9 protein-coding genes and 1 tRNA gene are annotated in these 12,165 nt (G+C 64.2%); 7 read left to right on the forward strand and 3 right to left on the reverse strand.

Going from position 1 to position 12,165, the window contains the following annotated elements; all coding sequences use genetic code 11:
* The first annotated feature begins 19 nt into the window (after nt 1-19).
* The gene (locus ACO1P8_RS22195; RefSeq protein WP_486298017.1) at nt 20-985 is read left to right on the forward strand and encodes an NADP-dependent oxidoreductase; all 966 of its coding nucleotides are present in this window, start codon (nt 20-22) and stop codon (nt 983-985) included.
* A gap of 123 nt (nt 986-1,108) precedes the next feature.
* On the opposite strand, the gene ACO1P8_RS22200 is transcribed toward ACO1P8_RS22195, so the two are convergent.
* The 3 genes from ACO1P8_RS22200 to ACO1P8_RS22210 all read right to left on the reverse strand — a co-directional run bounded on the left by ACO1P8_RS22200 (nt 1,109) and on the right by ACO1P8_RS22210 (nt 2,148).
* Nucleotides 1,109-1,531: a PIN domain-containing protein gene (locus tag ACO1P8_RS22200; RefSeq protein ID WP_486298018.1), complete on the reverse strand. Its 423-nt coding sequence runs from the start codon at nt 1,529-1,531 to the stop codon at nt 1,109-1,111.
* On the reverse strand, nt 1,528-1,785 hold the full coding sequence (locus ACO1P8_RS22205; RefSeq protein ID WP_486298019.1) for a FitA-like ribbon-helix-helix domain-containing protein: 258 nt from the start codon (nt 1,783-1,785) through the stop codon (nt 1,528-1,530). The genes ACO1P8_RS22200 and ACO1P8_RS22205 overlap by 4 nt, the downstream gene beginning before the upstream one ends.
* A 287-nt stretch (nt 1,786-2,072) precedes the next feature.
* Nucleotides 2,073-2,148 (reverse strand) — tRNA-Ala (locus tag ACO1P8_RS22210).
* A 568-nt stretch (nt 2,149-2,716) separates the two neighbouring features.
* Between ACO1P8_RS22210 and ACO1P8_RS22215 the strand changes: the two genes are divergently transcribed.
* From ACO1P8_RS22215 to ACO1P8_RS22240, 6 genes are all read left to right on the forward strand, one after another.
* Nucleotides 2,717-4,300 carry a TolC family outer membrane protein gene (locus ACO1P8_RS22215; protein WP_486298020.1) on the forward strand — a complete coding sequence of 528 codons (1,584 nt, stop codon included), beginning with the start codon at nt 2,717-2,719 and terminating at the stop codon, nt 4,298-4,300.
* A 6-nt stretch (nt 4,301-4,306) separates the two neighbouring features.
* Complete coding sequence (locus ACO1P8_RS22220; RefSeq protein WP_094841645.1) at nt 4,307-4,534, forward strand: hypothetical protein; 228 nt, start codon at nt 4,307-4,309, stop codon at nt 4,532-4,534.
* Nucleotides 4,512-6,683 (forward strand): type I secretion system permease/ATPase, encoded by a 2,172-nt coding sequence (locus ACO1P8_RS22225; RefSeq protein ID WP_486298021.1) that lies wholly within the window; start codon nt 4,512-4,514, stop codon nt 6,681-6,683. The genes ACO1P8_RS22220 and ACO1P8_RS22225 overlap by 23 nt, the downstream gene beginning before the upstream one ends.
* Nucleotides 6,684-6,685: 2 nt before the next feature.
* Nucleotides 6,686-8,107, forward strand: a complete 1,422-nt coding sequence (locus ACO1P8_RS22230; RefSeq protein WP_486298022.1) for an HlyD family type I secretion periplasmic adaptor subunit — start codon at nt 6,686-6,688, stop codon at nt 8,105-8,107.
* A 105-nt stretch (nt 8,108-8,212) separates the two neighbouring features.
* Nucleotides 8,213-8,839, forward strand: a complete 627-nt coding sequence (locus ACO1P8_RS22235) for a response regulator transcription factor (protein ID WP_486298023.1) — start codon at nt 8,213-8,215, stop codon at nt 8,837-8,839.
* Between the two features lie 293 nt (nt 8,840-9,132).
* A partial coding sequence (locus ACO1P8_RS22240) for a retention module-containing protein (RefSeq protein WP_486298024.1) occupies nt 9,133-12,165 on the forward strand: 3,033 nt, incomplete at its 3' end.

Raw genomic sequence — 12,165 nt, forward strand, 5'->3', positions numbered from 1 at the left:
TCCTTATCGCGAGGTTCTTATGAAATCTGCAACCCAACCCGTCGGCGATGCGGCCGGAGTGATGCAAGCCATACAGATCGATAGCTACGGTGGACCGGACGTTCTGGCGCTGCGCCAGCTTCCCATGCCCCAACCGGCGGAAGGCGAGGTGCTGGTAAAGGTGGCCGCTGCAGGGGTCGGTCCGTGGGACGCGTGGATCCGCGCGGGAAAAAGCGTACTGCCGCAGCCGCTACCCCTGACTCCGGGATCGGATATCGCGGGCGTTGTCACGGCGGTCGGCCCTGGCGTGAAGCAATTCTCGGTGGGCGACATGGTGTTCGGCGTGACCAACCGTCGTTTCACCGATGGCTACGCCCAATACGCCCGGGTGCTGGCGGATATGATCGCGCGCATGCCGCCGGACCTGGCGCCTCCGGAAGCCGCGTCCATTCCCGTGGTTGCGGTTACCGCCTCGCAGATGGTGCGCGACTTCGCCCAGATCCGGCCCGGCCAGCGTGTCCTGGTGCTGGGCGGTGCCGGCAATGTGGGCAGGTATGCCGTCCAGATCGCCGGGCTGGCCGGTGCGCAAGTCGTGGCCACGGCGTCACAGGCGGCGGCGGAATCCGTGCGCGCGCTGGGTGCGACGGATATCGTCGGCAAGGAGATGCAGCACGTGGAGCGATACAAGGGCAGCTTCGATGCCGTTATCGACACCGTTGGCGCCCAGGCCCTGCGGCAATCCTATGCCCTGGTGCGGGATGGCGGCGTTGTGGTGTCCGCCGTCGAAAAGCCGGATGCGGAGGCTTTGGGCCGCCGCGGCGTGCGCTCCGATTTCCTGCTGGTACAGGTCCGTACGCCCATCCTCGACGAGCTGGCGCGGCTGGTGGCACAGGGCTCGCTCGTACCCTTGGTAGGCGATGTGCTTCCCCTGGGCGAGGCCGCGCTTGCCCACCGGATGCTGGAAGGCTTGCCCCACAAAGCGGGAAAAATCGTGCTGGTCCCCTGAGCGTCGGGGTATGGTTCCAGTGCGTGTGTTGGCTGGCGCCGGGCGGCGATGCTTGCCGCCACGGACGTTATCGCGGACGGGGCGTGACCTGGAGGCGGGAAAGCAGTGAAGTGCAGACTTGCCTTATCGCTCTTCCCAAGGGTTGATGACGGTGAGGCCGGCAGCCAGAAACGGACTGGTATCGCGCGTGGCCACGGCCAGGCCGCGTGCGGCGGCGGAGGCAGCAATATAGCCATCGGATAAGCCAATGGGTTTGCCAGCTTTGCGGGCACGCATCATAAGGTCGGAATAGGTGTGCGAAGCCTCCAGTCCGAAAGGCACGATACGGCCCGAGAAGACAGGCAGTACCTCGCGCTCGAGTCGTTCCAGATAAATAGCACGCCGCTTTCCCTCGGGCATGGCCGCCAGGCGGAAGCGCAGCTCGGCGACGGTGATGGCTGAAAGGTAGAGAGACTCCACCATCTGATCGTCCATCCAGGCCAGAACCTGCGGTGCGGGTTCAGCCTTCCAGAGTTCGGATATGACGTTGGTGTCGAGAACGATCATTCGATGCTCATGGGTAGCGCGGGCGTCTTGTCGCGGATTTGATTAATGGATTCCGCCTCGGCGTGGGTCAAGCCTCCTGCGTCGCGAGCGATGGAAGCCAGCAGGGAGCTCAACTTCACCCTGTCTTCTGGGCGTGCGGCTTGTTCCAGGATGCTACGCACTTCGGCCTCTGTGCTGTGGCCGTGCAGGGCGGCACGAACCCGGATGGCCCGGTGCACCTCTTCGGAGATGTTCCGCACGGTGATGGATGGCATGATTCAAATCCCGCTAAGTGCTGATTTCGATATCGTTTTATTAATTTGATATCAAGAAGGCAAAGCCCCAGCATCCCGCCTTCCCTCCGCGGCGTCTGGCAAGAAGGCGCCGGGCAGTGTCGAACGGGGAGGGGGCGTTAGCACGGCCCGATAGGCCGGTGGGAGACGACGGGCGATGGCCGATGGAACCCATGCCCATGAGGCAGCGCGCAAAAAGGACAGGCCGCAAAATGCAAAAAAGCCCTGGAACACATCGTGTTTCCAAGGCTTTTTCTCTGGAATCTGGATGGTGGAGCGGAGGAGGATCGAACTCCCGACCTTCGCATTGCGAACGCGACGCTCTCCCAGCTGAGCTACCGCCCCACATCAAGCAAGTCCGCAACTATACCAGAAAATTTTTAGACCGGGCGAGTCACCCGTTGGGGGATATCGCGGCCTGGCGGAAGCCTTTTTGGCACTTCGGGCAGTGATATATGTGTGTATCAAGACATGTTGTTACATAACCACAATGTCGCTTCGTACCAACGACAAAAGCCGTTTTTCTAGGGTTTCCCCTCGTTGTTACATTGTCGTTTCCTGGCCAAGTTTCGGAAATCGTGCAGATTTAGCAGAAGTTGGAGGAAATTGATGGGAGTTTTAACTGTAGAGCAGGCGGATGTGCTGTTGGGTTTACAAATGTGTCCACGAAACGAAAGCGCCTGCGACCATAATATTTACATCTGCTTGAGATGTTGTGAAATAAACCGCGTTTTTATGGAGTTGATGCAGCGTTGAACGAAACAGACAATGCCCGCCGCAGTTTCGTCATAGCTGTTTCGTCGACCGTTCCTCTTAAAAAAACCTGTATGCGGAGCGGCACGTGCTGAGCGCGAAGTATTACAGCCGGGCAATCAGCTGTTACTCAACCACGATCACGCATCACGGGAAAGACATGCATTCGTTTCGTCTGAAGCATCTTGTTGCTCTACTTGCAACTGCCGCCGCCACCACAGCCGTCGCCCAGCCCAGCCAGCCCAACAGCCAGCTCGCCAAGCCTCCCGTCGTTCCGGCCACCAACGCGCCCGTGGCGCAGGCGACGGGCGCCAAAGGCGCCGCCAGCCTGAACCAGGTCGTCGAGCAGACGCTGCTGACCAACCCGGAAATCCAGGCCCGTTACAACGACTTTCGTTCATCCCTGGAAGGGCAGAACGTGGCCCGCGGCGGGTTCCTGCCGCAAGTCAATGCGCAAGGCTGGCTTGGCCATGAATGGCAAAGCAACCTGCCGGGCCAGGGCTCGGCCAGCTGGAACCGTCCCGGCTATACGGTTGAATTGCGCCAGTTGCTGTTCGATGGCTTCAAGACCTCCAATGACGTGAAGCAGGCCGGTTTCGAAAAACTGTCGCGCTTCTACGACCTGCTGGCCACCAGCGACGAAATGGCTTTCAACGCGACGCAGGCTTTCCTGGACGTCGAGCGTTATCGCGACCTGGAGTTGCTGGCGCGCCAGAACTACAGCCTGCACGAAGAAACGATGAAGCAGATCCGCGAGCGCGCGGATTCCGGTGTGGGCCGCCGGGTGGACCTGGAACAGGCCGGTGGCCGGCTGGCGTTGGCGCAGACCAACCTGATGACCGAAAGCGCCAACCTGAATGACGTGACCCAGCGCTTCCGCCGCGTCACCGGGCTGGATGTGCCGGCGACCCTGGCGCCGCCGCCCCGTCTGGAAGACAGGCTGCCCAAGGATCCGAAGAACTTCAACGATTCGCTGCGCAGCAATCCTGCTTTCCTTTCCAAGCAGGCGCTGTTGCAGGCTGCGGATGCCGGCGTGCAATCGTCCAAGGGCGCGTTCTCGCCCAAGTTCGAATTCGTGGCGTCCAACGGCACGGATACGTCGCAGCCGGGTCCGGACTACAAGAACACGCGCAGCACCAATGTACAGCTCGTCATGTCGTACAACCTGTACCGTGGCGGCGCCGATTCGGCGCGGGTACGCCAGACGTCCGCCCAGAGCTATGCCGCGCGCGATGTCCGCAATTACACCTGCCGCAATATCCAGCAGGATCTGGCGATTGCCTGGAACAACGTGGTGCACCTGCGCCAGGCCCTGCCGTTCCTGCGCGACCATGAAGTCGCGACGACCAAGGTGCGCGATGCCTATCGCCAGCAGTTCCAGATCGGCCAGCGCACGCTGCTGGACTTGCTGGATACGGAAAACGAATTGTTCGAATCGCGCCGCGCGCTGACCAATGCGCTGTACGACCTGCAGGTCGCGCAGTACCGCTGGCTGACGCTGTCGCACAAACTGTTGCCCGCGCTGGGCCTGCGTCCCGCCAACGACGAGACGCCGGAAGAGAACGGCAAGCTGCAGGTCAGCGACGAAGTCATCAAGCTGTGCAATTCGACGGTGCCCGATGCGTCGCGCCTGGAGCCCGTGAAGGTCAACTACAACAGCGGCATGGCGCCCCCGGATCTCATCCCCGCGGGCAAATCCTCGCAACCCAGCCCGGCCCGGCCGGGTTCCTCCCCGAAGTGGTGATCTGCCATGGCGACTCAAGGCGAAAAGGATCAGGACGGCGAATTTTCCAAGTTGGACCTGGACTTCGTTCGTGTACTCGAAGATCTGATAGACGCCTTGATCGCCAACGGCACGCTGCGGCTGACTGACCTGCCGCCGCACGCGCAGCGCAAGCTTAACGAGCGTAAGCAGCACCGGGCCCGGTTATCCGAACATCTGGATCTGTTGGACGATGAAGACGGACAAGTCATTTGACCGCTCGGTGGACTCGTGGCGCGTAGATCCGCGCGCGGTTCATGACGATCCCTTGCTGGAGTGCCTGGTCGAGCTGACCCGCGTGCACGGGGTCCCGGCGACGCCGCAGGCCTTGTCGGCCGGGCTGCCGCTGGTGGACCAGCGCCTGACGCCGGCGCTGCTGCCGCGCGCCGCGGCGCGGGCCCGCCTGTCGGCCCGCATGGTCAAGCGCGCGGTGGCGGAGATCCCGACGGATATCCTGCCCGCGATCCTGCTGCTGCATGGCGAGCGCGCTTGCCTGCTGCTGGAGGCGCGCGAAGGCAAATACCTGATCAGCCATCCCGAGCTGGGTGCGGGTGCCGTGGAGATCAGCGCCGAGGAACTGGCGCAGGACTACACCGGCATGGCGTGTTTCGTGCGGCCGCAGTTCCGCTTTGACGCCCGCTCGCCGGAAGTCGGCAAGGTGCGCGGCCGGCACTGGTTCTGGTCGGCGATATTCGAAAACCGCCGCCTGTACCGCGATGCCATCCTGGCGGCGGTACTGATCAACGTGTTCGCCATGGCGATGCCGTTGTTCACGATGAACGTGTACGACCGCGTCGTGCCCAACAACGCGCTGGAGACCCTGTGGGTCCTGGTGGTGGGCATCGCCATCGTGGTGATCTTCAATACCATCCTGACCACGGCGCGCGCGCATGTCATCGACAGCGCCAGCAAGCGGGTCGACGTGAAGCTGTCGGCGCTCATCATGGAGCGGGTGCTGGATCTGCGCATGGAAGGGCGGCCGGCGTCGGTGGGCTCGTTCGCCGCCAATCTGCGTTCCTTCGAATCCATTCGCGACTTCATCGCGTCGGCCAGCATCACGACCCTGGTCGACCTGCCGTTCGTGGTCATGTTCCTGCTTGTGCTGGCGTGGATTTCGCCGTGGATGGTCATTCCGCCGGTGGTCGCCATCGTTCTGATCGTGCTGGTATCGCTGGCCGCGCAGTTCCGCATGGAAACGTTGACCATGGCATCCTACCAGGCATCGTCGCAGCGCAATGCGACCCTGGTGGAGGCCCTGACCGGCTTCGAGACGGTCAAGACGCTGAATGCCCAGGGCGCGATGCAGCGGAACTGGGAGCGCTCGACCGAGTACATCGCCAATATCAGCAGCAAGCTCAAGCTGATGTCCAGCACGACGGTCGGTTTCGTCGCCGCGATGCAGCAGCTGGTATCCGTGGCGGTGGTGACCATCGGCGTATACCTTGCCCACGATTCGGCGGTGTCCATGGGCGGCATCATCGCGGCGTCGATGATCTCCGGCCGCTGTCTGATCCCGCTGGGCCAGGTGGCGGGACTGTTGCTGCAGTACCAGAACGCCCGCACCTCGCTGGGGTCCATCGACAGCTACATGCAGCTGCCGGTGGAACGCCCGGAAACCGCGGAGTTCCTGCACCGTCCGGTCTTCCACGGATCGGTCGAATTCCGCGACGTGACGTTCGCCTATCCCGGCGCGGCGCAGCCCGTGCTGCGCAACGTGTCCTTCAAGCTGAACCCGGGCGATAAGGTCGGCATCATCGGGCGCATCGGCTCGGGCAAGACCACGCTGGAAAAACTCATTATGGGCCTTTACCAGCCCACGGAAGGCACGGTGCTGCTGGACGGCGTCGACGTCCGCCAGATCGATCCGGCGGACCTGCGCCGCGCGATCGGCTACGTACCGCAGGATCCGGTGCTGTTCTATGGCAGCCTGAAGCACAACATCGCCATGGGCGCGCCCTACGCGGATGACGCCAGCATCCTGGCGGCGGCCGAAGTCGCCGGCGTCAGCGAATTCGCCAATGTGCATCCGGACGGCTTCGACATGCTGATCGGCGAACGCGGCGAATCGCTGTCGGGCGGCCAGCGGCAGTCCGTGGCGATATCGCGGGCGCTGATCAACGACCCGCCGGTGTTCCTGCTGGATGAGCCCAGCAGCAACATGGACCACCAGAGCGAATCGCGCCTGCGCGGCCAGTTGGCGGCGGCCGGGTCCAACAAGACGATGTTCCTCATCACGCACCGCACCGCGCTGCTCGAGCTGGTGACCCGCCTGATCGTGATCGATGGCGGCCGCGTCGTGGCCGACGGTCCCAAGGACCAGGTGGTGGAAGCGTTGCGCACGGGCCGGGTGGGACGGGGGAGCTGAGCATGGACACGCATGTCGCGAACGAAAGCGGTTCGTTCCTGGGGGCGCTCGTGCGTCTGCCGCGGACGCTGTTCGTCAAGCTGTTCGACGTCCTGCTGGACGGCGAGGAGCGGGGCAAGCCCAAAGTGACGACCGGCTATGCCGGCAATGCCGAGTGGGCGATCTATCAGTCCGACGCGCGCGGCGCGCGCGTGCTGCTCTGGACCTCGCTGGTCGTGGTGGCGGGCCTGCTGGTATGGGCGGCGTACAGCCCCATCGACGAAGTGGTCCGCGGCGAAGGCAAGGTCGTGCCCTCCCGCCAGGTGCAGGTGGTGCAAAGCCTGGACGGCGGCGTGGTCAAGGAGATCATGGTCAGGCCCGGGCAGACCGTCGAGCCCGGCCAGATCCTGCTCAAGATCGACCCCACCCGGTTCAATTCCTCGCTGGGCGAGAACCAGGCCGAGTACTTGTCGCTGGAAGCCAAGGCCGCGCGCCTGCATGCTTTGGCGACCGGCGAACCTTTCCAGGTACCGGAGGAAGTCCTGGAGAAGCTGCCCGCGGCGGCCGAAGCCGAGCGCAATGCCTGGATCCAGCGCACCAACGAACTGAACGCCACGATCAACGTCGCGAAGGAACAGGTCAAGCAGCGCCAGGAAGAGCTGCGCGAAACGCAAGCCAAGCGCGACCAGGCGTCGACGACTTGCGCGCTGACGTCGCGGGAGCTCACGGTGACTCGCCCGCTGTTGAGCAGCGGCGCGGTTTCCGAAGTCGATTTGCTGCGTCTGCAGCGCGACGTCGCCAAGAGCTGCGGCGACCAGAAGGCCGCCGAAGCCCAGATCGATCGTATCCAGGCATCGATCCAGGAAGCGATGAGCAAGACCAAGGAGGCGGAGTTGAATATCCGCAACCAGGCGCGCAGCGACCTGTCGGATACCAACACCAAGCTGCGTACCCTGCGGGAGGGCAAGCTCGCGCTGGCCGATAAGGTCAAGCTGGCGGAAATCCGTTCGCCGGTGCGCGGCACCGTCAAGACGCTGCTGGCCAACACGGTGGGCGGGGTGGTGCAGCCGGGCAAGGACATCATCGAGATCGTCCCGACCGACGATACGCTGCTGCTCGAAGTGCGTGTCCTGCCGCGCGATATCGGCTTCCTGCACCCGCAGGAGAAAGCGCAGGTCAAATTCACCGCCTACGATTTCTCGATCTACGGCGGCCTGGAGGGCGTGGTGGAGCAGATCGGCGCCGATACCGTGACCGACGAGCGCGGTAACTCCTTCTACATCGTCCGGGTCCGGACCTCGAAAGCCACGGTCGGCGACCAGCACCTGCCCATTATTCCCGGTATGGTCGCCGAAGTGCATATCCTGACCGGCAAGCGGACGGTGCTGCAGTACCTGCTCAAACCCATCCTGCGCGCCAAAGAGAACGCATTCACCGAACGTTAGCAGGCTGGCTCGATTCAATAGTCCGTACGTTCCTTCGGATTCCCATCCGCATACCTGTCGCGGCGCGTCACGTCGCGCGGCGGCAGGCGACTGGAAGAGGTATTGATGCACGTGGCACCGGTTCTGTTCGTCACTCACGACGATCTGTTGTGGAAACACTGGTCGGGCCTGGACGCTCGCCGCTGGCTGCCCGCGCGCGGGCGTGCCCTGGCGGATCTGGCGCGCTGGCGCGAGCAAGGCAGGTCGCTGGCCGTGGTGGACGCGGATATTCCCAGGTTGCCCGCGTGGAATTCCGAGCAATGGACCGGCGCGATCAAGGGACTGCGGACCATCGTCGCCAGCGCCCGTCCCCATGACGAACAAGGCACCAAGGTACTGGCATCCGGCGCCGTCGGGTATTGCCATGCCTACGCGCCCCCCGCCTTGCTGAACCAGGTGCTGGAGGTGGTCGATGCTGGGGAAATCTGGATGGGCCGGTCGCTGGTGACGCGGCTGCTGCGCCTGGTGGAGAATCGCGCCGGCGGCAAAGAGGAATGGCACGCCAATGTGCTGACCGAGCGCGAAGACATGGTGGCGCGCCGCGCCGCCGTGGGCGAGGCCAACGGCGAGATCGCCGCCGCCCTGGGTATTACCGAACGCACGGTCAAGGCGCATCTGTCCTCCGTCTTCGAAAAGCTGGGCGTGAGCGACCGCCTGCAGCTCGCGCTGCGGGTGCACGGCATCAGCCGGTGACGCCGGGCTGCGCCGGTTTTTCCATCCCGGGTCTTGCGCCGGCCGGCCGAGGGCCCGACGGCGGACACCCAAGGGACGGTCTCCGGTAGCGGGCCTGCCGCGGGCGCAGCCGTCCGGCGTAGGCCGGAACCCGGCGCTTAGGGCGACCGGCGGGCTTCCCGGCCGTCCAGGTGGGCGAATGTACCGGCACGGCCTCCGCCATCTTCATTCCATCGCAGAACCTGTCCTCCAGGACAATATCCGCCATTGGTCCGGGTCTTTAGGATTACGCCATCTAAAACCGGAGCTAAAAAATGGCCTTCTCCACTCCCGCCGTAGTTACGCAAGTCGTCGGACGCGCCTGGATACGCAATAGCGATGGGTCGCTCACCGAACTGCATGCCGGCAGCCGGATCCCGCCCGATACCGAAATCGTGACTGCAACGGGCGCCACCGTCGCCCTGCAGACGGAAGGCGGCATGCCCCTGACGATCGGCGAGAACCGGGATGTGGCGTTCAATGCCGATATGGCGGGCCAGCCGGTCGATCGCTCCGAAGCCGCCGTGGCACCGCCCACCGGCACCGATTCCGACCGCCTGCTGGCGGCCCTGCAGAACGGCCAGGACCCGTTCGACAACCTGGATCCCACGGCTGCCCTGGTGGCGGGCGGCGGCGATGCCGGCGGCAGCAGCTTCGTGCGCCTGGCCCGCGTGGTCGAGTCGACCTCCCCGCTGGATCTTGCCTATCCTGGCGCCGGCACTCCCGCGATCAACCTGCTGACCCCGGCCGGCCTGGCGACGAACAATAACGCGCCCGCCAACGACCCGCCCACCGCCGGCAACGATACGGGCACGACCACCGAGAAGTCGTTCGTCACCGGCAATATCCTGACCAACGACACCGATCCCAACGGCGACGCGGTCTTCATCCAGTCGGTCGGCGGCACGCCGATGGCGACCGGTGGCGTGCAGGTCGCCGGTTCCACCGGCGGTACCTTCACGGTGTTCCCGGACGGCAGCTATATCTTCAATCCGGGCGATGCGTATCATCACCTGGGCGCCGGCCAGTCGGAAACCAGCACCGTCACGTACACGGTGTCCGATCCGTTCGGCAATACGTCGACCGCCACGGTGACCGTCACGGTGAACGGCCTGAACGACGTTCCGACCGCGACCGCGATCGACAACGTCAACGGCGTGGACGCGCAGCAGAACATCAATGTGAGCGTGGCCGGCCATTTCGCCGATGTCGACACCGGCGACAAGCTGACCTTCACGGCCAACGGCCTGCCTCCGGGGCTGACGATCGACCCGGACACGGGCGTGATCACCGGCGCCATCGACCATTCCGCCTCGCAGGGCGGCAACAACGGTGTCTACCAGGTCACCATCACCGCGACCGATACCAGCGGCGCGACCGTGACTGAAACCTTCAACTGGAACGTCACCAACCCCGCGCCGTTGGCGGTCAACGACGCCGCCGCCACCACCGAGGACGCGGCGGTATCGGGTAACGTCCTGACCGGCAATGCCCAGGGCGTGGGCCGCGATATCGATCCGGACGGCGATACGCTGGCCGTCGTGCATGCGGGCGACAAGGACGTGACCGCGGCCGGTGTGGAGGTCGCCGGTTCGGCCGGCGGTACGTTCACGATCCGCGCGGACGGTTCGTACTCCTTCAATCCGGGCGAGGATTTCCAGAGCCTGGCGGCCGGCGAAACCAAAACGACGACCGTCAACTATACGATTTCCGACGGCGAGGGCGGCACCTCCATCGCGACCTTGACCCTGACGGTGACCGGCACCAACGATGTGCCGGTCATCACCCCGGGCGAAGGCGGCCCCGACGCCAACCACGTCAAGGAAGACGAAGTCCTGACGGCTGAAGGCAAGCTGGACATCGTCGATCCCGACCACGACCAGTCCTTCTTCCAGGCGCAGAACGGTACGGCCGGGCAGCACGGCACGTTCTCGATCGACACCGAAGGCCACTGGACGTACAACCTGACGAACGACGATCCGCGGGTACAGCAGCTGGCCGTGGGCGAGCAACTGACCGAGACTTTCACGGTCAAGTCCGCTGATGGCACCGAAACCACGGTGACCATCACCATCGACGGCACCAACGACGTCCCGACCATCAGCGGCCCCAACACGGCGGCGGCCACGGAAGATGTCGAACAGACCGTCTCCGGCCAGCTTTCCGTGGCCGATGTGGATACGAGCGATACGCACAGCTGGTCGGTGTCGGGCGAGCCCAAGGGCCAGTACGGCACCATCAGCGTCGACCAGACCGGCAAGTGGACCTACACCGTCGACCAGCAGGCGACGCAGGCCTTGGCCAAGGACCAGCAGGTCCAGGAAACCTTCCATATCCTGGTCGATGACGGCCACGGCGGCACGGCCGTTCAGGACGTGACCATTACGATTACCGGCACCAACGATGTGCCGGAAGTCAGCAGCGGCGCGAACGCCGTGACCGAAGACCAGGGCGTCAACAACGATGGCAACCTGGTGGCCACGGGCCAGCTGACGATCACCGACGTGGACACGGGCGAAAGCCACTTCCAGGCGGGCGCGCACTTTGACGGCAGCACGGGCAACGGCAATGCGCCGCTGGGCCAGCTGGTGTTCAACGCCGACGGTTCGTACACCTACACGGTGGCGAACGACAACGCGGTGGTGCAGGGTCTGCGCAGCGGCGAGAGCATCGTCGAAACGTATACGGTGACCAGCCAGGACGGCTCGGCCACCAGCACGATCACGATCACGATCAACGGCACGGACGACGTTCCGGTCATCACGCCGCATTCGCCGGACAGCGACAAGGGCGAGGTGAAGGAAGACACGACGCTGAGCACCAGCGGCAAGCTGGACATCGTCGATGCCGATCATGACCAGTCGTTCTTCCAGGCGCAGGACAATACGGCGACCCAGCATGGTACGTTCAGCGTCGATGCGAACGGCAACTGGACGTACAACCTGAACAACAGCGATCCGGCGGTCCAGGCGCTGGCGGTGGGCGAGAGCCTGACCGAGAAGGTGACGGTGGTGACGGCCGATGGCACGACGACCGAAGTCACGATCACGATCGACGGTACGAACGACGTTCCGCAGATCAGCGGCGAAGCGACCGGCGCGTTGAAGGAAGACGCGGCACCGTCGGTATCGGGCCAGCTGGCGGTGTCGGATGTGGACACGAGCGATGCGCACACGTGGTCGGTGCAGGGCAATCCCAAGGGCCAGTACGGCACGCTGACGGTGGACGCCACGGGCAAGTGGACGTATACGGCCGACAGCAAGGCGATTCAATCGCTGGCCGAAGGCCAGGAGAAGGTCGAGACCTTC

The sequence above is a fragment of the Bordetella sp. genome, from assembly GCF_057362025.1.